This is a genomic window from Corynebacterium sp. HMSC036D02 (assembly GCF_001836165.1).
Classification (GTDB): domain Bacteria; phylum Actinomycetota; class Actinomycetes; order Mycobacteriales; family Mycobacteriaceae; genus Corynebacterium.
This window is the reverse complement of the sequence record NZ_KV827693.1, coordinates 53,903-78,605: the sequence shown is the minus strand read 5'-3', so window position 1 is coordinate 78,605 and position 24,703 is coordinate 53,903. Positions and strand designations below refer to the sequence as shown.

Sequence of the window (24,703 nt, the reverse complement as noted above, 5' to 3'; positions counted from 1 at the left end):
ACGACGCTAGAGCGGGGAGATGGTGTGCTTCTTGGGCAGGTCCTTCTCCTGCTTATCGGCAAGCTGGCGCAGCGCGCGGCGCAGAGCCAAGCGCGACTCAGAAGGCTTAATCATGCCGTCGAGGTAGCCACGCTCCGCGGCGACATAGGGTGCGGTCATGGTCTCGTCGTAGAAGTCCATGAACATCTTCTTCGTCATGGCGCGCTGCTCCGGGGTTTCGGCGGCCTCGAGCTGCTTGCCCGCAATCATGACCACGGCGGCGGCCGAGCCCATCACGGCAATCTGGGCCGTCGGCCACGCCAAGTTGATATCACCGGTCAGGTTCTTCGAACCCATCACGGCATAGGCGCCGCCATAAGCCTTGCGCACAATCAGCGAGACCTTCGGCACGGTAGCCTCCACCACAGCAAAAGCGAACTTCGCACCGCGGTGAATCAGACCGGCCTTCTCCTGGTCCACGCCCGGCAGGTAGCCCGGCGTATCCACCACGAAGACCAGCGGGATGTTGTAGGCATCGCAGATACGGATAAAGCGCGCGCCCTTATCGGCGGCATCCGCATCGATACAGCCCGCCGAATGCATCGGGTTATTCGCCACAAAGCCCACGGCCTTGCCGTCAATACGCCCAAAGGCGGTGATGACATTGGGGGCGTAGTTTTCCTGGATTTCGATGAGCTCGTCGTCGTCGCCAAGCTGCGTCAGCAGGTCCATCATGTCGTAGCCGGCGTTCGTGTCATCCGGCATGAAGGAATCCAGCTCGGTGTCCTCAGCCACCTCCTCATCAGTAGGTGCGTCGAAGACCGGGGACTCGTCGAAGCAGGTCAGCGGCAGGTGGTCCAGCAAATCGCGCACCAAGTCAAAGGCCTCATCCTCGGAAGGCACCACGACGGACACGTTGCCGTTGAGCTCCTGCTGGCGCGCAGAGCCGAGGTCATGGGAAGAGATCTCCTCGCCTGTGACTTCCTTGATCACGTTCGGACCCGTCACGTACATCTCCGCCTCACCATCGACGGCGATGATGAAATCCGTAGTAACCGGCGCATACACGGCACCACCGGCGGACTTGCCCATCATGATGGAAATCTGCGGGCTGCGACCGCTAAGCGGCAGCTGGCGGCGGGCAATCTCCGAGTACATGGCCAGCGACGTCACCGCGTCCTGGATGCGGGCACCACCGGAATCCTGGATGCCGATAACCGGGCAACCAATCTTGATGGCCAAATCCATGATATCCGTGACCTTCTTACCAAAGGTCACCCCCACGGAACCGCCGTAGACCGTCTTATCGTGCGCATAAATGCACACCGGGCGGCCGTTGATGCGACCGTGGCCGGTGACCACGCCGTCGGAGTAAATCGCGTCCGGATCACCAGGGGTCTTCCCCAGGGCGCCGGTCTCGACGAAGGAGCCTTCGTCGAGAAGCGCGGCGATGCGTTGGCGCGGAGTCGAGCGCCCTGCCTCATCGCGGCGGGCCCGGGAGCGTTCACTGCCGGGATCCTGGGCACGCTCGAGGCGCTCGCGTAGGTCCGCTAGCTTGTCAGCGGTACTAGTCACTTCCGAATCTTCTCCTCGATCCAATCCTCCATGTGCTTGCCCACGATACCGATTGCCGGCTCGTCAGGAACCGCCAGGTGGTCGCCCGGCAGCTGCACAATCTCCAGATCCTTCACGATAACGCCCCAACCGCCGTCCGGGTTAACTTCGGCGTAGGCCGGCTCGAGTTCGATGGCGCCGTCATGCATGCGCTCGGAGCGGAACAGGATGACGGGCACGCTTACCGACGCCCACCGTCCCATATCCAGCGAGCCCAGAATCTGGTTGTCCACGAAGGATGCGCGCTGGTGCTCCAGCACACCGGCGGACAGGCCGTGTTCGGAAGCGTCGGTGGAGCTGAGGAATTCCGCGAGCATGGCCATGAGAGCATCTTCGCCCACGGTCTCCAGCATCTCGTAGGGCGGCTCGAAGTCCAGGCCGTAGGTCTTCTTAGCAAAGGCGGCGTAGCGGCCCCAGCGGGCCTTGGTTTCCTCCAGCGTCTTCGGGGCCGGATGGGCCGGCTGGGTGGTATCCAGCAGAGCGATGAAGGCAACCTCAGCAGTATCCTCGCCGCGGGCTGCGCGCTCCTGGAGCTGGTAGGCCACCTCATAGGCCAGCGCGCCGCCGAAGGACCAGCCGCCGAGCACGACCTTGCGGCCGCGCGCGTAGTGCAGGATGTCCTCGATGTAGGCGGCGGCGCGATCCTCCAGGCTGCCCTCGAGGCGCTCCACGCCATAGACCGCGACATCCGCCGGCAAACGACGGGTCAGCGGCTGGTAGACCACGGTGGTGCCGCCGGCCGGGTGGAACATGAAGACGGCGGGGCCATCGGCCTCGCGCAGCACACGGATATTGCCCTCGACCTCAGTCTCCAGGCCCTCGCGGACCAGATCCGCGAGGTTCTCCAGCGCTTCGGCTTCGTGAACCTGCTGCGCGGTGACCTCGATGCCGGCGCGCTCGGTGAGGCGCTCGGCGATCTTCTCAGCTACCTCATCACTGACCTGTGGCAGCGCGGACGTCACGCCGGCCGCGGCCTTGCCGGTGAAGGTGGCCCAGGTGCCGAAGACCATGCGCTCCGAGGCATCGCGCGGGGCGACGCCGACGCCCACGGTCGCTTCCTCGGCTGATTCCGCAGCGTCCTTCGCGCTCACCGCGGACGAGTCGGCGGGCGCGGAAGGTGCGTCGGCGGCTGCATCGGCCGGTGCCTGTGCGGCAGAACCGGGCTGCTCGGACACGGCCTCTTCAACCATGGTGATGACGTCGGCGAGGGAGGCGTCGCGAAGCGCCTGCACCTGCAGCGGCGGAATCTGGAAGTCATTCTCCACGCGGTTCTTGATGCGCATGCCCATGAGCGAATCCAGGCCCAGGTCAATGAGCGGCAGCTCGCGCGGGAGATCGGAGACGTCGTAGCCCATGGACTCCGACACGATGAGTGCCAAGCGCTCCTCCACGCTCTCCGTCGCCGGGTCCCAGCGCACGGCATCGGCGCCCACGTCGGGGTCCGCGAACTGCGGCGCGGTCACAGCCTGCGGCAGGCTCGGCTCCGGGGCCGCAGCGGGTTCGGCAAGGTTGAGAGTCGAGGCAAAGCCCTCCGCGACAAGCTTGGTGCTTGCTCCATCCACGTAGTGCACCGCCACCGACAGCCCGCCCAGCGTGCGGCGAACAATCGTGGTGACCTCGCCCTTCGCGGGCAGATCCAGGTGCTCCTCGCTCGCCGCGATGTGGGCGCCCGGGGTGACTGCCTCGGCGGCGGCCTCCAGGATGGCCAGTGCACTCGGCGCTTGGTCGGCGTTCGTGGAGAACGCCACCGCGCCTTCCGGCAGGCTCACGCGCGCGCCCGGCAGACCAGACACACCAGAGGATGGCCGAGCGTTTGTCCATAAACGCTGGCGACGGAAGCGGGTGTCCGGGGCGGCGACAAGCGCGCCGGAACCAAAGACCTTGGTGTAGGTCACCGGAGTTCCCGCGACGTAGAGCTTGCCCAGCAGGTCCAGCAGCGACTCGGTGGGGTCCACCTTGCGCTTCAGGCTGTAGAGCAGCTGCGCATCCGCCTTGCCCGCAGCAAAAGCGGTGGACATCAGGCCCATGAGTGCAATCGGGTTCGGGGAAATCTCAACGATCTGCATGTGGCCCGCCGCAAAGGCTGCCTCCGCCGCGTCCTGCAGGTAGACGGGCTTGCGGGTCATGCGGATCCAGTAATCCTCATCGTGCAGCACCGTACCGGGGCGGTAGACCTTGCCGCGGTCCACGGAGGAGAAGAGCGTCGTGTGTAGCGGACGGGTCTCGATACCAGCGATTTCCGCGTAGAGCTCACCCAGGAGCGGGTCGACGGCGGAGGTGTGGCCCGCGCCCTTGACGTTGAGCGCACGGGCGAACTTGCCCTCGCCCTCGAGGCGCTCCACCAGCGTGAGGACCTCCTCGCGCGGGCCGCCGACGGTGGTCATGCCGGGGCCGGTGTACACGGCAGGTTCGATGGAACCCGGAAGGGCGTCAATCTCCTCGGCGGAGAGCTCGACGACGGCCATGGCGCCCTGCTGATCGTCGGGAAGCAAGGCCTCGCCCTCCCCCATCAGGCGTGCGCGGTGGCAGGCGATGAGCATGGCGTCGGCCGCCGTGATGCCGCCCGCAGCATAGGCCGCGCCGATCTCACCCATGGACATGCCGATAACGCCGGCCGGGCGCACGCCGAAGGTGGCGAGCAGATCCGTCAGCGCGATCTGGATGGCGGTGATGGCCACCTGCGCGGTTTCGGTGTTGTAGGTCTGGGCGTCGTCGTGCACCAGCTCCAGGATGGACCAGCCGGATTCGCGCTGCACGATGGCGTCGAGCTCCTCCAGACGCTCCTTGAACAGCGGCGAGATCTCAATCATGTCCTTGGCCATCTTGCGGTGCTGGGAGCCGAAACCGGAGTACATGAAGACGGGGCCGTGGACGGAGGGAGAATCCGCGGCGGCGATGCCGACGGAGACGGTTCCCTCGGCAACCTGGCGCAGGCGCTTGACAGCTTCCTCGCTTGACGACGCCACCACTACCGCACGCGAACGCCCATGGTTGCGGCGCGCAAGGGTGCGGGCCAGGGAAAGCAGGTTCGGGTTCTCTGCCTCGATATAGTCCGCCAAGTCGGAGGCCGCTGCGGCGCGGCGGGAGGGCAGCAGGCCGGAGACCGGCAGGGCCACTGGCTGGTCTTCGCCGATGGCGACCTGCGGGGTGTCCTGGTGGGTCAGCCCGCGGTAGTCGGTTAGAACAACGTGCGCATTGGTGCCGCCGAAGCCGAAGCCGGAGACACCCGCGACTTTCTGGCCGGAGTACTCGGGCCATTCGCGTGGGTCCTCGACTACTTCGAGGTGCTCGGCGTCGAAGTCGATATAGCGGTTGGGGCCCGCGTAGTTGATATTCGGCGGGATGACGCCGTGGCGCATTCCTTCGATGACCTTGATGAGGCCCACCACGCCGGCGGCGGACTCGGAGTGGCCGATATTAGTCTTGGCAGAACCCAGCAGGGTCGGGTTCGCGGCCTGGCGGCCCGGGCCCAGCACTCGGCCGAGTGCGGTGGCCTCGATGGGGTCACCGAGGATAGTGCCGGTGCCGTGGGCCTCGACGTAGTCCACGTCCTGCGGGCGGATGCCGGCGTCGGCATAGGCGCGCTCGAGGACGTCGACCTGCGCCTCCGGGTTGGGGGCGGTCAGGCCGTTGGAGTGGCCGTCGGAGTTGACCGCGGAGCCCTTGATGACGGCGTGGATGGTGTCGCCGTCGCGCTCGGCGTCCTCGAGGCGCTTGAGCACGAGCACGCCCGCGGCATCCGCGCGGACGATGCCATCGGCATCATCGGAGAAGGCGTGGATGGCGCTGGTGGGCGAGGTAACTCCCAGTTCGCTAAAGCCGATGGAGGCGTGCGGCGAGGCCAGGATGTTCACGCCGCCGGCGAGTGCCGTATCAGCCGCACCCACGCGCAGGTCCTTAACCGCCTGATTGACCGCCACGAGGGAGGCGGAGCACGCGGTATCCACGTTGATGGAAGGGCCGCGCAGATCAAAAGCGTAGGACAAGCGGTTGGCAATGATCGCCGAGGACGTACCCGTCATGGCATAGGGGTGCATCTCCGCCGGGTCGGCGGTAATCAGCATGCCGTAGTCATTGTTGGTGGAGCCCATGTAGACACCGGTGGCGGTACCGCGCAGCTGGTTGGCGGGCACCCCGGCATCCTCGAGGGCCTCCCACGCCACCTCCAACAGAATGCGCTGCTGCGGGTCCATGTTGGCCGCCTCCAGCGGGGAGAGGCCGAAGAACTCGGCATCGAAGGAGGCGATGTCCTCGATGTAGCCGCCGTCGGTGTTTTGCTGCTCCATCTTCTCGTTGGTAATAGGGTCGGAGGAGTACTCCGACCAGCGCCCGACGGGCAGTGGACCGGTGCCCGCACGGCCCTCGACGAGCATGTTCCAGAACTCGTCGACGTTCTTGGCTCCCGGGAAACGGCCGGCATAGCCGATGACGGCGATATCGCCGCCCACGATGGCAGTCGAGCGCGGTGCCGCCGCTCCCGGCGCGCTTTCTGCCGGGGCGCCGGCTGCGCCGTTGACTAGGCGCTCAGCCAGCTGCGCAATGGTGGGGTACTCATAGGCCACCGTGGGCTCAAGTTTAATGCCGAGGAGGTTTTCTAATTCGCCGGAGAGGACTACTGCGTCACGCGAGGACAGCCCGAAATTCTCCAGCGGTTTGGTGTCCGTGATTTCCTCTGCCGACAGGCCGGTGGTCTGCGCAACCCAGGTGCGCAGCCAGCCACGAAGCTCTTCAACGGTCATAAATCTCTAGCTTTCTTACGCGGACTAAAAATATCTAACTCTGCATTCGATTTTGCGCAGCACAAAAGCGCGCACGTCGAAGCGTACATAGGGGTTATCGACCAACTATCTCACTTTGTTAACTTGGGTTTCATAACCGACATACCCACAAGCAGCGGCAACCCCCGCTCCGCGGTTGCGCGGAAACGGGGGGCGAAATGGTGTGGTTTAGGAAGGCCTAGGAAGCGAGGTAGCTCTTCTTAGCCACGCGGCGGGCAATCTTGCCCGAGGAGGTGCGCTTGATTTCGTTGGCGTTGAACCACTGGATGACGGCCGGGGTCACGCCGTGGTGCGCGGAGACTGCGGAGCGGATGGCCTCAGAGGCGGCTGCATCATCGGCTGGGTTGGCACCATCGGCGCGCTCAATGAGCAGCACGAGCTCCTCGGTGCTGCCACCCTCCACAGAGAAGGCCGCGATGGAATCCGCGCGCACGTGGCCCGAGGCCTCCTGCACGGTGCCCTCGATGTCCTGCGGGTAGTGGTTACGGCCAGCCACCACGATGAGGTCCTTGAGGCGACCGGTGATGTAAAGCTGGTTATCCACGATTGCCGCCAGGTCACCCGTGGCCAACCAGTTGTTATCCTCCGGCGCGTTCGGCACGCGAGAGCCCTCCGCCAGACGCTCCCCCAGCGTGTTGTGGAAGGTCGAGGCGGTTTCCTCCGCGCGATCCAGGTAGCCGGCGGCACGGTTCTCGCCGTGCAGCCAAATCTCGCCCACGCGGCCATCCGGCAGCTCTACCTTGGTCTCCGGATCCACGATGGTCAGGTGCTGCGCCACCACGCCCTGGCCACAGGAGGCATAGGCCACGGAGTCCGCGGACTTCTCGACGATGACCGCTTCGCCCTCGGCCAGACGCTCGCGGTCAAAGTGGGAAATAATCGGGCGCTCCGGGGTCTGCGGGGTAGTCACAATCAGCGAGGCCTCCGCCATGCCATAGGAGGGGCGCAGGGTCTCACGGCGCAGGCCGTATTCTTCCTTGCCGAAGGTCTCCCAGAAGGAATTCACTGCAGACTCCGTGACCGGCTCCGAGCCGATCACGATGCCATCGACGTTGCTGAAGTCCAGCGTTTCACCTTCTGCCGGTGCGCCGTAGCGCGCGGCGAGCTCGAGGGCGAAGTTGGGCACCACGGCATAGGTTCCCTGCAGCTGTTCATCGATGGGCTGGCGCTTGAGCTGGTCAATCCACCGCTTGGGCTGCTGCACGAAGTCACGCGGCGTCATGATTTCCAGGTTGAGGCCCAGAATCGTCACGAAGGTTGCCAGGATGATGCCCATGTCGTGGTGCATCGGCAGCCAGGACACCACGCGCGCCGGCATCTTGATCTGCACCGCGGTGAAGATCTGCAGCACGTTGGTCATGATGTTGCGGTTGGTCAGCAGCACGCCCGCCGGGGTGCGGGTGGAACCGGAGGTGTACTGCAAGAAGGCCGGGTGATCGATCGGCGCGGTCTGCAGCGCAGCAAGAGCGGCCTTCCCCTCTTCCGTCTCCAACGGGTTCACCCAGCTCTGCGCCAGGGAATCCGGCAGAGAGTCAATCGAAATGATGCGCGGGCGCGCAGACGCTGGGCGGTCCGCGAAATAAGCCCGGTTGGCCGCAGCAGAAATGTTGTTGGTCAGCACGATCGACGGGTTTGCGTCACCAAAGACTGCCCGCAGGTGGTCGGTGTGGCCGGGCTCGTTCGGATCGTAGAGCGGAAGCGGCGTCATGCCCGCGTACATCGCGCCCAAGAAACCAAAGATGTACTCGGGAGAGTTGCCCGCCAGGATGGCCACGCGGTCCCCCATCTTGCCCACCTGCTGCAGGCGTGCTGCTACCGCCTTGATGCGGGTATTGACCTGGGAGCGGGTGATATCGCGCGGGGTGCCCTCCGGATTATCGCTAAAGACCCACTGGCGCATGACCGGGCGATCCGGGATTCCCGCCTGCTGCTCCGAGGCATAGACGTGTTCGGCGAGCCCCGCCAACGTGAGGTGAGGCGGCAGGGCAATGTTGCCCTTCTCGTCGAAGAACTGGCCGATCAAGGCTTTCAGGTCCATGTGGGAAAGCTCCTTTGTAGGGTAGAGAGGGGCACGCACCCCTACTTCACGTACTTTTGACATTGAAAATATCAGAAGAGATGTGCCGAGCGTTACATGGCGCGCGGTGAGGTGGCGTGCGGGGCCGTCGCCAAGCGCTAGTGCGCGTCGATGGTGTCCTTAGCCCACTGCGTGACCCACTGGTTGGTCGTGGTCCCTTCGATGACGTCCGGATTGTAGGCATACAGTGCATGAACGCCGTTGGCGTCGATGAGATCCCGGGCGCGCTCCAGTCCGTTGCTGACGTCCAGCGGTGCATCACAAATCGAGTCATTCGGCGCGCAGATTTGGAAGGTGCGGTCCGCCAGCTCTCCGAAGCCGTTGGCGCGCTCACCGCGCATCGTGGCGCCCGGGACGATGCCCTGAATCAACGTCGAGACCGGCTGCAGGGCAATCTCCGCGCCCACGCCGCCGACGTGCGCGCCCGGGTTAATGCCCACGCCGTCCTGGCGCCGCCCGTCCGCGATGAGTGCGACACCCGCCACGCTCTCTGCGGGCACGGGCCCATTGCCGCCGCCGATTCGGTCCGCCACATCACCCGCGATGACCGCGCCCTGCGAAAAGCCACTCAGGATGAACTTCGTGTCCGGGCAGGTCTCGTGCATATAGGACAGCTCGCCCTCTAGGCGAGAGGTTCCCTCGTTGCGGGAATCGTCGTAGCTCATCTCGTGCTGCGCATTGATGTTCTTAAACTGCGCGGTATAGGGCAGCGTCCACACCTTGACGTCCTCGGGGACGTAGGCCTCCTTCAAGGGATTCGTGATCGACAGCATGAAGGAATTCGGGTTCGCGCCTGGGTTAATGGGATCGTCGTCCGCGGCGGATTCCCACGTTCCCGGCGCGGAGATGAATTCCACGCGCGGGCACCAGTCCGGTTGCTCGGGACTCGTGTCCCCCTCCTCCTGGGAGGGGGCGGGCTCCGCCAGGTTCCCTTGCTCTCCTTCCTCGCGGGTATTGAGGAAGTGGACCGCTCCCCCGCCAATCACGGCCAGGAGAACAACGACAGCAAGGACGGTGAGTGTTTTACGCATGAAGAAATTTCTACCTTGACAAGGCGCGGGATTGGCTGGAAAATCCCTGCCACATTACTGAGCGCAGAGCTTGTCGCCCTGCTCGGTGATGAGCTGGACTACGTCCTCGTGGCTGAGTTCCGTGCGGCCCTGCTCAATGAGCTGCCCGGCCACAGCCGGCACGGTGACGGCATCGCCCTGGCAGGAAGCCTGCGCAGCACCCACCAGTTGGTCTTCTACGCCGTCGACGTTCACGCCTTTCTCAGCCACTGCAGACAGGAAGTCTTGGTCCGGGCCTTGCGGGGGCGCGGGAGAGGGGATTTCGGAGATCTCGCGCGCACCGCGGTCTTCCGGTTCCTCGCCTGACGTTCGCTCGGCGGGTGCGGATGCAGAGCTTTCGGACGCCTTGCTTGCCGACGACTCACCACTCGCCGCCGAGGAGCGCTCCAGCGGCGCCACGGAGGTTTCGGTGGCATCGCCCTCGTCGACGGTGGCGGAACCGCAAGCGCTCAGCAAGGTACCGGCCGCAAGCAGCACCGCCGCACCAGCTGCTGCGGTGGGACGGGCAGAGAAAAGACGCATGGCAGTTCCCTACTTCTTATCCGCCTGGACCTGGCCCATGACCTCACGGATGACGCCGTGCTGGAAGGACTGGGTCAGCCCGCCTGCCGGAATGGAGGCGTAGTCCTTGGTGGGCCAGCCAAACTCGCCCTGCTCCCAGCCGTGCTTGCCCCACTCGTCGAAGATCTTGCCCTTGAGGATGTAGTGCGCGCCGGAATCCATGGACCAGTAGATGTTGCCGTGCTCGAATTCCTGGAAGAAGCCGCCGTTAACGGCCTTCTCCTCGCCCACCGGGTAGCCCAGCTCGGACTCGGCAGCCTTCAGCTCCTTGTACTTCGCGCCGATAGCACCGTGCACGATGTGGGTGGAGCCATCCGGGTTGCGGGTCAGCACGCCGTTCTCGAAGTCCTGGACCTCGCCCTCGCCAACCTTGCGCGGCTCGGATACCGGGTACTTGAGGTCGCCACCCTCGAAGCCGTTCTTGCCCCAGGCGTCGAAGAGCTCCTTAGAGATCGGCCAAGCACCGGTCTCCGGGGTCCAGTAGATGGAACCGTGCTCGAAGTGGACGTAGCGGCCGCGGCCGTCCGGGGTCTTCTCCTCACCGGTCTTCGGGAAGCCCAGCCAGGAGGTCGGGCCACCGAGCTCGGAGTAGCGGGCACCGATGCGGCCAATGACGGCGTGGGCACCGGTCTCCGGGGACCAGTAAGCGGTACCGGCCTGGAAGTCCTGGGCCTTGCCGCGATCGGCAACGTCATACTCGTTGTTCACGCAGTTACCGATGATGCCGGACTTGGTGGCTTCAGCGATAGCACCGATCGGGGTGCAGTCAGCGCCGCGGTCGCTCTTGTCCAGGCCGAGGGAGTCAGCGATGTAGGGCCAGGCCTCGGTCATCTCAAACTGCCAGTATTCCCAGCTGTGTACGCCGGTCGGGCGGAACTTGACCACCGGCTCCACGCCAGCGCGCTTGGCGTAATCAACGAAGGTCTGGGTGGACATGCGGGAGATGGCCTCTAGGCCCACGCCGGCCAGGTTGGCCTGACCCTTGGCCACCGAGCCGATCTGGCCATAGTCATCCTTGCCGTTGCCGGCGGAGACGTAGACCTTCATGTCCTTGAGATTCTCGATACCCAGCTTCGGATCGTGGTCGATCCAATCCTGGGAGTAGAGGTCACCCCACATGTTGGTGGAGGTGAATCCGCCGGCATCGGCCTGGGCGGCGGTAATTGCCTCCGGCATACCGGTGGTGGTGGTATCGAGGTAGCCCGAGAAGGAGCCGACGTACTTGAAGGCCCAGGGATTGCGCTCAGCCAGGTTCATGGCGGCGGTACCGCCCATGGAGATACCGGTGACGGCGCGATTGCCGTTGGAACGGTAGCCCTTCTCCAGAACCGGAATGAGCTCCCGCATCAGGAAGGTCTCCCACATGTAGTGCCTGCCGTTGTCTTCCTTCTGCCAATCTGAGTAGAAGGAGGACTCGCCGCCCACCGGCATGATGAGGTTGACGTTGCGGTCAGCATACTGGGAGAGGATGTTGGTCTCGATGGTCCAGCCGGACTCGTCATCGCGGGCACGCAGGCCATCGAGCGCCCAGACCTCCGGGAAGGTCTTATCCGGGCTGGAGTACCAATCGCGCGCGAGCTGGATCTGCACGACCTGCTCCTTGCCCGGCATGGCAGCGGACTTGATGTAGACCTTGAGGTGGCGGTTGGTCAGGTACTCAACGCGGGAGACGGATACGCCCTCCGGCAGGCCCTCAATCTCCGGGTATTCGGTATCTACCGGGGTACGCTGCGGCGGATTAGAGGGAGCGAAAGAATCGGAGAGGTTGGAGCTGCCCAGGAGATCAGTAATGCCCTCGGTAGAGGAGCTTGAAGACTGCGCGTTGGCGATAGGCAGCAGCGCAAAGCCCACTGCCACAGCAGTAGGCAGTGCGGCGATGGTCAGGCCCTTGCGGGCTGCGGACGGGGAACGCAGGCCGGAAACTTTGGCGGACCGGCGGGGCTGAGTTGACGCAGTGTTCGGCATTGAAGAGTCCTTGTAGGGGTAAATCGAGATGCGGGCACGCGGTGCCGCAAGCGGGGCTCCGCAGGTTCCCCTCCTGCGGAACTCGCCGCCGCACGCGTGGTGAGCGGTCTAATGTGTTCTCAAGTTTAAGTTTAACTTGAGACTTTCGGTAGGGGGACACGCCCAGCAATCCAATGAAAAAGCCGCCGTACACAGTGGCACGGCGGCTAGGCAGTAGATACTTACCAGGCGTTCATTACGTTAAGCACCTGCGGCTTGGAGCGCTCGAGTTGGTATCCGAACTGCTCCCAGTTGTGCAGGCCCTGGGCCGGGTAGTTCGTCTGCAGGCGAACACCCGAAGCGCGGGCCCTCAGCTCCCACAGGCGGGTCGTGCCGTTAGCAAAGCCCTCCAGCGCCACGCCGGCCGCGATGTGCTCCGGACGGTAGCGCTGCTGATCCAGCGGCCCCGGGATGCCGGAGGCGGCGGAAACATACACGTCCGTTCCGTTCGCAGCCAGATCCGGGATCAGGTTGAAGGGGTCATTGCTGAAACGCTTCGGGCTGATGATGGAACCGTACATGGCGTTGATGTTGAAGCCGCCGGCGTCGAGAAGCGCGAGGCGCATAAAGGTCTGGGCACCCGGCAAGGTCGTGGTGAGGTAGCCGGAGTAAGACAGTGCCTGACGGAACTGCTCCGGGTGCTTGCCCGCGAGGGTAATAGCCGCGGTGGCACCCATGGACAGGCCAGCAATGGAGTTATTGTTGCGAGCCACGCCGAAGTTGCCCTCAAGGTAGGCCGGCAGCTCCTGCGTCAGGAAGGTCTCCCACTGGTAGTTGACCGGCTTGACCAAGTCGTAGGTAGCCGGACCGTTCCAGTCCGCGTAGAAGGAGCCAGCGCCGCCCACCGGCATCACCAGGGTGATGTTGTGATCCACATAGGTGCGCGCGGCGTTGACGTCATTGACCCAGGCGTTGGTGGAATCGGTGGCGCGCAAGCCATCGAGCAGGTACAGACCCGCGTTACCGCCGTTCTTAGCGGGCTGGATCTGTACTGGGATGTTGCGACCCATGGCCTGGGACCACACGTCGCAGCGCTGTACCCAGTATCCGACGCGATCCCATTCGCAGGCGCCGGTGGCGTCTCCACGCAGCCAGTCACGGTGCGCGGCGGATGCTTCTTGCGTACCCGCGGTCACGACCAGGCCCAGAGCCACAGCGATAGCTGCCACCACTGAGAGGACCCGAGTCCGCAGGCCAGAGCTTAGTGAACTCATGTTTCTCCTTAACGTTTCTACTGCCACTAGTACATCGCCAACACGCCAGCGATAGTTACAGATCAATAACAGGAATCTTTCGTAGCGTAACGCACCCTGGCAATTTTCGCCTACCCATGGGGGTGCTTTCCAGCTCACACCAAGCTAATGGACAGGATAATCGCTCGGGTCAGACGGCAACATGAGCGTGCGCCCCGAGGTCAGCGAGAAAGCTAGATTCGCGCGGAAGCGCTCCCACGTCAGGGGCGCACTATAGGAAGCGATGAGCTCCTGCACTTCTGGGCTGTCCAGCGCGGCGCGCGCCTGGCGGGTCTTGTCCTTGTCATACCACGGCGGGAGATACTCGATGTCCGCGCCCGTGAGTGCTGCTTGCCATTCCAGCTCGAGGGATTTGTCGTGGCCCACGCGCCCGCCTTCCTCGCGGGGCATGCGTGCGGCCATCGGCGTGGCCAGACCAATCGTGTCGAGAACCCGGACATTGAGCGGCGCGTTCATCGACGTCATGCCCAAGTTCACCAGGTAGACCGTCGGCGGCTCGTTCATTCCCGGCTCGCGCGGAACGGTGAGCCAGTTGAGCAGGTCCTTTTCTTTATCCTCCACATAGATGGTGGCCAGGGCATCTCCGCCGACGAGTTTCTCGCCGGCTTCTTCATAGCCGCGCATGAACTTCATCCCCAGGTAATCCCGCGCCGAGCGCGGCGGGTGGCCCGCCTCGCGGTTGGTGGCATAGGTCCAGAAATCACGCTCGTCCACGATGGACAGCGGCTTTTCATAGGCATCCCAATCCGTCGGATGCCCGCGCAGCACGATGATGAATGCCCACACCGCACAGAAGGCCACCGCGAGCGAAGACACAAGGCCCTTGAGCGGCAGCACGAAAACGGGGAGAAGCGCGGCAAAGAGCGGCAGCAGCAGCATGCGGCCGTGCATGAAGTCACCGCCCACACGCAGCACGTACAGCACGTGCACCGCCGCGGCCCCCACCATCAAGTAGGTCACGGTGGTGGAGCTGCGCAGGGCTGCCGGGCGCAGCTGGGCACGGAAGGTCCACAGCGCCGCACCCGCCAGCACAAGAACGGGCAGGTACAGGGCATATGGCCCCACGAAATCCTGCAGGTAGTTCAGGCCGCTGTCCCACGCGCTTGACGACGCCGACTTGGCCACCGCCGTGTGCGGAGTCAACAGGCCGTAATAGCCCATGCGGAAGAATTGGTAGCCCGCCGGGATGGGCAGGGCCGCACCGAGGATCCCGAGCCAGACTTTCCAGTTGCGGTGCGCCGCCAAAAGCAGGAGTCCGGCAAGCCCGCCGTAAAGTGCGAACTCCGGGCGCACGAGCCAGGACAGACCAGCCCACAGCGCGAGCCAATAAGCACTATTATTCGTGCGGGATTGCGCCCAGTGCTGCAGCAGCGCCCAGAGGCCGGCGAGGTAGAAGATGGACAGTCCCCATTCCAGCCCGGAGGTGAAGAAATCACGGGCCGGGGGCAGTGCGAGGTAGACCAGCGCGCCTGCGGGAACCACGAGCGGTGCAGCAAACTGCCCCGATCGGTAGAAGGCCCGGGCCGTGGCCCACGCCCCCAGCACCATCGCCGCGACCGCCAGCAGGAGGCCCAGGTTGACGGCGATGGATTCCAGCGGGGCATTCGTTAGCCACCGCACGAGGAGGATGAGGTATTGCCACAGCGTGGAGGTATTGGCCTCCACGCGCTCGCCCGCGTTGAAGACAGGTCCATTGCCTTCCTCAAGGTTGCGCACCGTGCGCAGGACGATCAGGCCGTCGTCAGAAATCCAGCGGCGGGCGAAGCCACCCCAAAACGAGAAAACTCCGATCACGATAACCGAGGCCAGCGCGCTGAGCGCGGCTGCGGTACGTGTATCGGATTTTCGCATGAGGAGAGAGTCTAGCCCATCACTGCCGGCATGATGTAGACCGCCATGGCGATGCAGGCCAGCCACAGCAGAGCTAGGATCTGGAGGACGCGATCCTCCAGGGCAATCTCATCCGGAGCGCCGCCGTTGCCGCGGTCCACGTCGGCGGCATAGCGCAGGATCGCGATGGTAAACGGCACCATGGACACCTGGTACCACACGCTGGCCGGGCCATCAGACTCGTTGGAGAGCTGGAAACCCCACAGCGAGTAGGACATGACCACGGCGGTAGCGGCCAGGGTCCACACGAAGCGCAGGTAGGTAGGCGTATAGCCCTCCAGAGATTTACGGATCTTGGCGCCCGTGCGCTCCGCCAGAAGGATCTCCGAGTAGCGCTTGCCCGAGGCCATGAACAGCGATCCAAACGCGGCCACCAACAGGAACCACTGGGAGAGCACGATGCCCGCGGCCACACCGCCAGCCATGGTGCGCAGCATGAAACCGGAGGACACCAGGGCGATATCGATCACCGGCATGTGCTTCCACCCGAAGCAATAGCCCAGCTGCAGACCGATGTAGATGGCCATAACGATGGCGAGCTCTAGGCCGGCCGTGGCCAAGAAAGACAGGCCAATCGACCCGATGATGAGCACCGCCGCCATGATATAGGCCAGGTTCACCGGAAGAACGCCCGCTGCGATCGGGCGGAAGCGCTTCGTCGGGTGCGCGCGGTCCGCCTCCACGTCGCGGGCATCGTTGATGAGGTAGATGGAGGACGCGCCCATGCAGAAGACGATGAAGGCGAGGAGGACGTCGAGAAGCACGCGCGTGTGGAACAGCGACTCCGCGCCCGCAGCCGCAGGGGCTGCCAAGACCAGCACGTTCTTGACCCACTGCTTGGGGCGCAGGGCCTTCACCATGCCATCGGCGAGGTTTTTCGGCGGCTTGCGCTTGCGGCCGGTATCGATACCGGAGGTGTGCGGCTCAGAGTGGAAGACTCTCTGCTCACCGTCGTCGACGCGGTTAGGACGTTCGCTCATGCGGTCTTCCTTTCATAGCGATGGCATGCTTCCGCGGTGGCGGCTCCCAGCAGGGCGCCGATCGCCGTATCGGATGGGTAATGTACCCCGAGCACCATACGCGAGGCCATCATGACCGGCACACCAACGAGCGGTGCCGGGGTTCCCAGAACGTGCGCGGCGCCCACGAGGAACGCGCTTGTCGACGTCGCGTGGGAAGAAGGAAAGGACAGCTTAGAAGGGGTTTTCACGCCGACTTTGACGTAGTCATAGTCCGGGCGCTTGCGCCGCACAATGCGCTTGATCACAACGCTGGCCGCATGCGCCGTAAAAGCGCCCACGCCGACGGCTACCCACTGGCGGCGGCGCGCCGGCTTCTGGTAATTCACGGCGGCGCCCAGACCAGATAGAGCCAGCCAACCCAGGGCGTGCTCGCCGAAGTGACTTAAACCCCGCGCGGTGGGCAGAACGCCGGGCGCATCGAAGGCCGCATCCTGGATCTTCTCGAGGACACGGGATTCGGCGACAGAAAGCTTATTGGGCATCGAAGACCTTTCGCCAGGACTCACGGGAGGTCAGCTCCGGCAGGGCCGCGCGGTACTCCGCGCGCAAGTCATCGAAGTTCTCCTCGATTTCCTTAAGCAGCTCGCGGGTGGACTTCACCAGCTCGAGGGCCAGTTCGCGGTCGCGCTTGCGGAAGGCCACGCCGGTGCCGCCCGCGGTGGAGACGGTGGCGGAATCCACGCGGGAAAGCGTGAACCAGCGGGCCTCCTCCGGGGTGAGATTGAGCTGCGGTGCTTCGTGGTGCGCCGGGTCTTCCTTAGTGACCAGGTGCTTGGCGGACTTGATGAGCCACGGAATCTTCTTGATCTTGCCCAGGCGGCCGCCGATATTGCGGGTGGGCACGCCCGGCGCGCCGGTGGGCGCGGGCAGCTGATCCGCCGAATCGATGATGACGGCGTCCGGGAATTCCTTGCGGATTGCGGCGATGCGCGGCAGCGAGGACTCCAGGATGTCGAAGAGCTGATCCGGGCCGGCCAGGAAGTCCTTCATGGCCTCCAGCTGGATGGCCATGGTGGAGTACTCCATGCACATGGTGTGCTTGAGGGTGGACTTGAAGATGGATTTGGTAATCCCGCGTGCATCGCCCTCGTGGTAGAGGGCCGCCACGATGAGGCGGTTGCGCAGGTGGAAGTAGGCCTGCCAGTCGATGGCATCGTCCTTATCCGCCCAGGCCATGTGCCAGATGGCAGCACCTGGCCAGGTCACCGTGGGGAAACCATGAGCAGCAGCGCGCAGGGAGTATTCGGTGTCATCCCACTTGATGAACAGCGGCAGCGGCTGCCCAATGTTTTCCGCCACGACGCGCGGGAAGAGGCACATCCACCAGCCGTTGTATTCCACGTCAACGCGGCGGTGCAGCGCGCGGGAGTCATACTTCTTCGGGTCGAGGTGGGACTGCGCGTCACCGATAGCGCGCAGCGGGTACTTGGCAAAGTCGTGGTCATAGACGGCGTGCTCGGCCGCACCCCACATGAAGTCGGCGCGGTTCACGCGCTCGCCGGTGGTGCGCAGCTGGGAACGCTCCTGCAGGTTGAGCATCTGGCCACCCACGATGAAGGGCTTGGCGGCGTAGCGCGCTGCCTGAACCGCACGGAGGATGGAATCCGGCTCGATGGCGATGTCATCATCCATGTAAAGGATGTACGGCGAGTCGGTATTCTCCAGCGCCTCGAACATGATGCGGGAGTAGCCGCCCGAGCCGCCCAGGTTGCCCTGGCGGAATTCGCGGAAGCGCTCACCGAAGTGCGCTACGGCCTCGTCATAGCCCGGCTCGTCCGCCGGGTGCTGGTTGCCCTGGTCCGGCATGAGGACATAGTCGATGATGCCGTCCACCACCGGATCCTCCGCCAGCGCCTGCAGCGCCGCGACGGCGTCGGTGGGTCGGTTGAAGGTCGGAATGCCCACGGCCACGCGCTTCTCCTGCGCCGGGTACTCGCTACCGTCCGGCAGGAGCTGCGGGTTCGGGGCGTGGGGGGCGCACCAGGCGACGTCGGCAAGCACGGTGTCCTCAACGGCAGAGGCATCGAACCACAGCAGGCCGCCGTCCTCGAAGTTCTTCAGGGGCAACTCAAACTCGTGGTGGCCGGTGGTCACCACGTGGTTGGCCACGGCGATGCGCTGGCCGTCTTGCTTGGAACGGTAGAGGGAAATGTTGGCTTCGCCCTCGACGTCCATGACCAACACGATGGACTTCAGCTGGGACCAGCGGCGCCAGTAGGCGGCCGGGAAGGCGTTGAAGTAGGTCTCGAAGGAGGCCTCTTCGCCGGCCGGGATGGTCACGGAGGTGCGGCCGCTCCAGCTGAGGCGCTCGCGGTTTTGCTCGGACTCGATGAGGTAGAGCATGCGGACGTCGACCGGCTCGCCACGCTTGGGCAGCAGGATGCGCTGTACGGGTTCTAGCGTTTCGCGCACAGCAGAATTGTTGGCAGTCACGATATCTTCGGTTCTCCACACAGATTTCGACAGTATTCAGAAACCAAGATTAGTGGTTAAGTACTGCTGCGCTGAGTTCCCACGCGGCTGAGAGCTAAGCCGTGACGGCCGCATCCTCCGAGATGGGCTCGATACCCAGGCGGTTAAGCATGTAGAGCACGCGGGCGCCGAGGTCATCGGCCAGCTCGCGGGTCTCCTCTACGGTTTCTACCGTAGCGATATCCCAAATCTTGATGTCCTTGCCGACTTCGTGCGGCGCCAAAAGGAAATCGACCTCGATGGTCACGAACTCGTGGCCGCAATTGTCAGAGGCTCAAGAGAGTGTCGAATCGGAGGGAGATTGAGAAAGTAGAGAACAATACTGACTAATTTTTCGCTAACTGACAACTATTAACTCTGTACAATAAGAAGGATACTCCTCATAGCAACACCTGATCAGAGTGTCTTTCTTCCTATTTCAGTCAGCTCAAAGAGTCGACTTTAGCGAACCTCTTCCCAACTGCTCCCCAAGTGAGATAAACGCCGGTACAAACAAGAAATGCTGCAAAAAGAACGCCAGCAAGGGAAAACGAAACCTTCAGAGAAATCCCCGCCATCACATGCCCCAATGAGGAACCAAGGATAGCCAGATGCAATGTAGAACTCAGCACAGCGAAAACTACCGACAAGGCCATTGACAAAGTCAAGTAGCAAAAAGGCAAGCCGATGAACCGTGCGACATTGATCATCGGAGTTGCAACACCAATTCGCGCGAGCCGCTCAGTGGTGACTTTAATCTGGTCCACCCCCCGCGAAAAAAGAAAAAACAGATAGCAATCCAACGAATAGCAAGGGAAGACCAAAGATGATAAGAAAATCCCAGTCTTGAATGCCCTGGCCAAACTGCTCTAATGCCAGCACCTCTGTCTGGGAAACCGACAACACAATAGCGGGAATGCCAAGCACGTAGCACAACGGGAGAACTATCGCCTTTGTCGCTGAATGAAGCTCGGCCGAAAGAGCACCAACTATTGAAACACCCGCAGCAATCTTCGAAAAAGACGCCAATAACCTTTCAAGAGAGACAACTACAAAAAGCACTGTTCGACTGCCCACCCGCGGAGTTGACAACCTATATAGGAACACCCCCGACGAGGTGACGAGAATCCCCTCGTCGCTGTCGGACGGCGGTTTCTCGACCGGTGGCCCGGCCTCCGGCAAACCTCACCCGCGGCCGCCCGGGCCCTGTCCATGGACAAGCCCGGTCTGGTGCCCCCCGGCGCCAACGACTTCCGGTGCCACCCCGGGACGGTGAATTGCCCGTCATCCTCATTCCCGGGACCGGGTCGTCGAACAGCTCATCGGTACCGGTGCCTCGAACCACGGGCCCCGGGAGCACAGCGCAGCCGATCGCTTTGACGTCCACCCCGAGATGCGCCACGGATACTCCCGAAACGCCGGCAAAACGAACGCGCTTACCTGGGAACAGCAGATCTCCGGTTCCATGCTGCTGAATGAGCTGACCATCGGCGACATCACTCGACCGAGCGTGCGGTACACCTTCCTGGGCACGCGGCACGACAATGCCGTGCTCCCCCACTAAAACTCCTTCGTGCGGGAACCCGGCGTCACCAACATCACCGTCCAAGACGTGTGCCCCGCCCACCACACCGAGCACTACGGCTTCAATTACGCCCCTGTCGCCCAGGGCATCGTCGAGGACCCGCTGACCGGGACGGCGTGGCGGGACCACTGCACCGGTACCGGACCGGAGCGATAGTCCTCGACGGACGAGGATCAGGCGCCCGGGGAGCCTCCCGTCCGGCACGTCCACGACTCGGCGTAGCGGCCGCCCTTCGCCAGCAATTCATCGTGCGTGCCCCGTTCTGCGACCGTCCCGTCCTCCGAAAGCACGACGATGAGGTCGGCATCGCGGACGGTGTGCAGGCGATGGGCGACGACGATCACGGTGTGATCGCCGCGCAACGCTTCCATCGTGCCGACAATCGCCCGCTCAGTGGCCGCATCCAGCGAGGACGTTGGCTCGTCGAAAAGCACCACCGGGGAATCCTTCAGAAGCGCCCGGGCGATGGCGACGCGCTGCCGCTCGCCTCCCGACAGCAGCGTCCCCTCCTCCCCCACCGGGTTATCCCACCCGGAAGGCAGCAGCTCCACGATGCGGTCCACCCCGGATCGCCGGGCGGCCTCGCGCAAGCGGTCTCCGTCGCCGGGCCTGGAACCGAATCCGGGGTCGGCGAAGACCACGTTGTCCCGCACGGACGCGTCGAAGAGGAACGTCTCCTGGAACACCGGGGTCACCAGCGAGTTTACGCCGTCGGTGCCGATCCGAGGCAAGGGCACCCCGCCAATGAGGATCTCCCCCGAGTCCGGATCATGAAACCGCGACAGCAGCCGCATGACCGTCGTCTTGCCCGCCCCCGAAGGTCCCACTATGGCGACCAGCACTCCCTGAGGCGCACGGAAGCTGACGCCGTCGAGGACCTTCTTCTCCCCGTACCCGAAGCTCACGCCGCGGAACTCCACGTCATGCCCGTCGGGCAGCTCCGGTGCGGCCGGTTCGGGAAGGGCGGGGATCGCCCGCAGGTCACGCAGCGCAGCCAACGTGTTGCGGCCCGCGCCGAAACCGCCGGACAACGCTCCCGCCGTGGTGATCGGTCCGGTAAACTGGACGACCACAATGAGCATCGACGCCAAATGCGCCGGTGACATCCCGCCCGTCGCGGCGACCGCCACGGCGACGACCACCGCCGCCGTGAACACCGCATGGACGACCGAGCCCAACCGTCCGATGGCCGCGCCTTGCGTCGACGTCGCCTTCGCGAACGCATCGTGTTGGGCCTGGATCGCCTCATCCACCATCGCGTCCGCCGCCGAACCGTCGCCCGCGGCGCGAATCACCTGCTGGCCGCGGGTGAACTCGATCAGCCTGCCGGAGACGGCAGCGACGGCATCAGCATGCGCTTCGTCCGACTCCCCGCCGACTCGGCCAATGGCCCGGTAGGCGAAGAAGAGCACCGGCGCCGACGCGACGAGAACCAACCCGACGCGCCAATCCACCGCCAGAATTCCGAGAGCGATGACGGTCGGCGCAACCACAGCAGCGATGACGGGCCGCAGGATCACGTGCGGCACGGACGCCGCGAACGCCATGCCCGAAGACGCCATCTCCGAAAAGCGGCCGGCCGTGGACTTGGTGACGTACCCGAGTGGCAACGTCAGCACGCGTTCGCCCAGGGAACGCAGCAGGGACGACAGCACCGCTGCGGAATTCGCCCTGCCGACCGTCCCCGCGGCGAGGGACAGCACCGCATGGGCGGCCGCGAGGCCGGCGATGACACCGGTGAAACGCCACGCCGTCGCATCATCTCCCACGGCCAGAGCCGACAGCAGCGGCAGCAGCGCGACGAACGCCGCTCCCTGTGCCAGCGCGGCAAGCGCGGCCAACGCAATGAGCCACGCCAGCGTCATCTTCGAGCGCCGATCCGTCATCGACCACAAGTCCCGGATCATCGGTTCCCTGCCTTTTCATCGTCTGCTTCAGTGCCCCGCGGGGCGGATGGTTCGTCGTCGAGCGCGAACGCGCGCCACAGATCCCGGTAGCGGCCACCGCGCGCAAGCAACTCGTCGTGGGTGCCCGCCTCCGCGACCGCTCCCCCATCGAGAACGAGGATGCGGTCGGCGTTGCGGATCGTGCTCAATCTGTGCGCAATCACGATCACCGTCCGCGAACGAGCCAAACGCTCGATTGCGGACTGAATGAGGGCCTCGGAAGCCGGATCCGCGTAAGCGGTTGCCTCGTCGAAGATGAGCACCGGCGCGTCCGTGACAATCGACCTCGCGATGGCCACGCGCTGCGCCTCACCACCGGAAAAGGTCACGTCGACGTTGACCACCGAATCCAGGCCCTTCGGCAGCGCCGCGATGACCGTATCGAGGTTCGCGAGCTTCGCGGCCGCCATGATTTCGCCGTCGGTGGCGTCTCTCCTGGCCAGCCGGATGTTCTCCCGCAAGGGCAGCGTGAGCAACTGCGGATCCTGGAACACCACCGACACCGTACGGTGCACGTCGCGCACGGCGATGTCGCGAAGATCGTCGCCGCCCAGCAGCACCGAGCCTTCGACAGGGTCGTGGAAACGCGCCAACAGCCTGGCGACGGTGGACTTTCCGGAACCGGAGGACCCCACCAGCGCCGTGAGGGTCCCCGGTTCGAACGTCGCGGACATCCCGTCGAGGACCCGCGGCCCATCCCCGTAGGAGAAGACCAGGTTCCGAACCTCGAGCGCGCCTCCGTGCACGGGCACCGGCTCGGCGGACTCGGTGATCGGCGGCGTGCCCAGCACCTCCGCGATGGACTTCAGGGCGGCGATCCCCGCGATGATGGGTTCGGAGTTCATAGCCACCCTCACGATCGCCGCGGAGAGTCCAAGGCCGAGAACCAGCCCGGCGACGAGCCCCTCCGGTTTGCCGCCCGCGGTGTCCCTCAAAGCGAGGCCGGCGCCGCACACCACTGCGAGGACCGTGATCGGGGACGTCACCACGTCGATGAGCCCGAGATAGATGTTCGACTGCCGGGACCAGGCGGACCACGCGCGGACGAACGACGACGCCGCGGCATCGTAGCGGCCCGCGCCCTGGCTGGCGCGTCCGAAGGACTTCATCACCGGGATGCCGCGCACCAACTCGATGACCGCAGCCGTCACTTTTTCAGAGGCTCGTTCGTAGTCGCGCTGAAGACCGGCTCCGCGCGAAATCATCACGCCCATCAGGGCGAAGGTGACCAGCACCGGGACGACCGCCACCGCCGCGATCCGCCAATCGACCGCGACGAGCGCGATGAGGGAAAGCAGGGGAACCAGCACCGCCACCACGGTCTCGCCAACGGTGTGGCCCATGAGCTGGTGGACGGCCGCGACGTCCTTCTCAACCGACCCGATGATCCCCGACGAGCGCCGGGCGTCCAGCCAACCCAGCGGCAGCTTCCGGATATGGGCAACCAACCGGCGCCGGAGGTAGAGCTGCAGGTCGTTATCCGCCCGGTGCGAGAGCATGCCGGCGGCGCCGTCCGCAGCCATTCGCACCGTCGCGGCGACGACGATGACAACCACGGCCAACCACGTCCGATGCACCGGGGCCTCCGGGTACGTCATCGCGATGTCGATGATGCCGACCAGCGAAGCGACGGTAGCCACCGACGACAGGACGGACAACGCGACCACCGCACGCATCCGGGTCCGGATCGGGGCGAGCAGCGACCACGGGCCGACGGTCCCGTCCACGGCGCTCACTTCCCCGCCTCCCCGATCGCGCTTTTCTTCGCGAGAGTGCAGAAATACACCATGCCGGCGCGTGAGGCTCCGTCCAGCTTCAGCCCGTTGGCTTCGGCGAGGTCCTCGAGCTCGCTGCCCCGGAACACCCGGTGGCCCATCTTCGCCATGACGGCCATGTCGACCCGCTCGTTCACGTCGGGATCCTCGACGAACGTCTGCACGTAAGCGATGCCGCCGTCGGCGAGCAGCCCGGAGACCCTGCCGAGCGCGGCTCCCGCATCCTTCATTTGGTGGAGCGCGCCACACACCCAGATTTCACAGGCCCCGCCGGGCTCTCCCGCGAGCGGCGTGAGGATGTCGGCAACGTGGAATTCCGTCCGGGCCCCGAGCCCGTCGGCGGCGGCGCGTTCGCGGGCGATGCGGATCGCATTGGGCGACAGGTCGTAGCCGACGATGTTCGCCCTGCGATAGCGAGACTCAGCGGCGAGCGTGCGGGCGAGCCACCCGGTTCCACAACCGAGGTCGAGGACCCGGGCCGGCGCATCCGGCCCGGGATCCAGCGCACGGAGCTTCCGGTACACGGCAGCGACGTCCATCGGTTCGCGCGCATAGCGGCTTAGGAACCTCGGCTGGACCTTGTCCTCGTAGGCCGCGAGGAGCCTGCGGTTGTTCTGGACGATCTGGGCGATCGACTTCATCTGGTTCTGTCTCCGGGTATGTGGGCCGCGTCCACGCGGCGGTTTCGGGTTAGATGC

Annotated in this window: 17 protein-coding genes and 1 pseudogene; 2 read left to right on the top strand and 16 right to left on the bottom strand. The window is 64.6% G+C overall.

What is annotated here, in order from left to right; genetic code table 11:
• Positions 1-6 precede the first annotated feature (6 nt).
• From HMPREF2743_RS09220 to HMPREF2743_RS09160, 13 genes and pseudogenes are all read right to left on the bottom strand, one after another.
• A complete protein-coding gene (locus HMPREF2743_RS09220; RefSeq protein WP_070818639.1) occupies positions 7-1,554 on the bottom strand; it encodes an acyl-CoA carboxylase subunit beta in 1,548 nt (515 codons plus the stop codon).
• On the bottom strand, positions 1,551-6,332 hold the full coding sequence (locus tag HMPREF2743_RS09215) for a type I polyketide synthase (protein ID WP_070818638.1): 4,782 nt from the start codon (positions 6,330-6,332) through the stop codon (positions 1,551-1,553). The genes HMPREF2743_RS09220 and HMPREF2743_RS09215 overlap by 4 nt, the downstream gene beginning before the upstream one ends.
• Positions 6,333-6,549: 217 nt before the next feature.
• Complete coding sequence (locus HMPREF2743_RS09210; protein ID WP_070818637.1) at positions 6,550-8,409, bottom strand: FadD32-like long-chain-fatty-acid--AMP ligase; 1,860 nt, start codon at positions 8,407-8,409, stop codon at positions 6,550-6,552.
• A gap of 137 nt (positions 8,410-8,546) precedes the next feature.
• The gene (locus HMPREF2743_RS09205; RefSeq protein WP_046647591.1) at positions 8,547-9,479 is read right to left on the bottom strand and encodes a cutinase family protein; all 933 of its coding nucleotides are present in this window, start codon (positions 9,477-9,479) and stop codon (positions 8,547-8,549) included.
• A 54-nt stretch (positions 9,480-9,533) separates the two neighbouring features.
• Complete coding sequence (locus HMPREF2743_RS09200) at positions 9,534-10,040, bottom strand: hypothetical protein (protein ID WP_070744236.1); 507 nt, start codon at positions 10,038-10,040, stop codon at positions 9,534-9,536.
• A gap of 9 nt (positions 10,041-10,049) precedes the next feature.
• Complete coding sequence (locus HMPREF2743_RS09195) at positions 10,050-11,963, bottom strand: alpha/beta hydrolase-fold protein (protein WP_371326359.1); 1,914 nt, start codon at positions 11,961-11,963, stop codon at positions 10,050-10,052.
• A gap of 302 nt (positions 11,964-12,265) precedes the next feature.
• Complete coding sequence (locus HMPREF2743_RS09190) at positions 12,266-13,297, bottom strand: alpha/beta hydrolase (RefSeq protein WP_070517730.1); 1,032 nt, start codon at positions 13,295-13,297, stop codon at positions 12,266-12,268.
• Positions 13,298-13,441: 144 nt separating this feature from the next.
• Complete coding sequence (locus HMPREF2743_RS09185) at positions 13,442-15,187, bottom strand: arabinofuranosyltransferase AftB family protein (RefSeq protein ID WP_070818636.1); 1,746 nt, start codon at positions 15,185-15,187, stop codon at positions 13,442-13,444.
• Between the two features lie 11 nt (positions 15,188-15,198).
• The gene (locus HMPREF2743_RS09180) at positions 15,199-16,206 is read right to left on the bottom strand and encodes a decaprenyl-phosphate phosphoribosyltransferase (protein WP_070525906.1); all 1,008 of its coding nucleotides are present in this window, start codon (positions 16,204-16,206) and stop codon (positions 15,199-15,201) included.
• Complete coding sequence (locus HMPREF2743_RS09175) at positions 16,203-16,730, bottom strand: phosphatase PAP2 family protein (protein ID WP_070525908.1); 528 nt, start codon at positions 16,728-16,730, stop codon at positions 16,203-16,205. The genes HMPREF2743_RS09180 and HMPREF2743_RS09175 overlap by 4 nt, the downstream gene beginning before the upstream one ends.
• Positions 16,720-18,681, bottom strand: coding sequence for a glycosyltransferase (locus HMPREF2743_RS09170; protein WP_070744242.1), 1,962 nt, complete (start codon positions 18,679-18,681; stop codon positions 16,720-16,722). The genes HMPREF2743_RS09175 and HMPREF2743_RS09170 overlap by 11 nt, the downstream gene beginning before the upstream one ends.
• A gap of 94 nt (positions 18,682-18,775) precedes the next feature.
• Positions 18,776-18,931 (bottom strand): annotated as a pseudogene (locus HMPREF2743_RS09165) (protein tyrosine phosphatase); the annotation flags it as partial.
• A gap of 521 nt (positions 18,932-19,452) precedes the next feature.
• Positions 19,453-19,761, bottom strand: coding sequence for a hypothetical protein (locus HMPREF2743_RS09160; RefSeq protein ID WP_141761409.1), 309 nt, complete (start codon positions 19,759-19,761; stop codon positions 19,453-19,455).
• Between the two features lie 331 nt (positions 19,762-20,092).
• Between HMPREF2743_RS09160 and HMPREF2743_RS12790 the strand changes: the two genes are divergently transcribed.
• Positions 20,093-20,263 (top strand): hypothetical protein, encoded by a 171-nt coding sequence (locus HMPREF2743_RS12790; RefSeq protein ID WP_168167321.1) that lies wholly within the window; start codon positions 20,093-20,095, stop codon positions 20,261-20,263.
• A 9-nt stretch (positions 20,264-20,272) separates the two neighbouring features.
• The gene (locus tag HMPREF2743_RS12785) at positions 20,273-20,440 is read left to right on the top strand and encodes a hypothetical protein (protein WP_168167320.1); all 168 of its coding nucleotides are present in this window, start codon (positions 20,273-20,275) and stop codon (positions 20,438-20,440) included.
• Positions 20,441-20,457: 17 nt separating this feature from the next.
• Here HMPREF2743_RS12785 and HMPREF2743_RS09155 read toward each other — a convergent pair whose 3' ends face one another.
• Genes HMPREF2743_RS09155 through HMPREF2743_RS09145 form a run of 3 tightly spaced genes read right to left on the bottom strand, consistent with a single transcriptional unit; the run spans position 20,458 to position 24,646 of the window.
• Positions 20,458-22,191, bottom strand: a complete 1,734-nt coding sequence (locus HMPREF2743_RS09155) for an ABC transporter ATP-binding protein (protein ID WP_005329286.1) — start codon at positions 22,189-22,191, stop codon at positions 20,458-20,460.
• Positions 22,188-23,966: an ABC transporter ATP-binding protein gene (locus HMPREF2743_RS09150; protein WP_070744246.1), complete on the bottom strand. Its 1,779-nt coding sequence runs from the start codon at positions 23,964-23,966 to the stop codon at positions 22,188-22,190. The genes HMPREF2743_RS09155 and HMPREF2743_RS09150 overlap by 4 nt, the downstream gene beginning before the upstream one ends.
• The gene (locus HMPREF2743_RS09145; RefSeq protein ID WP_070525917.1) at positions 23,963-24,646 is read right to left on the bottom strand and encodes a class I SAM-dependent methyltransferase; all 684 of its coding nucleotides are present in this window, start codon (positions 24,644-24,646) and stop codon (positions 23,963-23,965) included. The genes HMPREF2743_RS09150 and HMPREF2743_RS09145 overlap by 4 nt, the downstream gene beginning before the upstream one ends.
• Positions 24,647-24,703 lie beyond the last annotated feature (57 nt).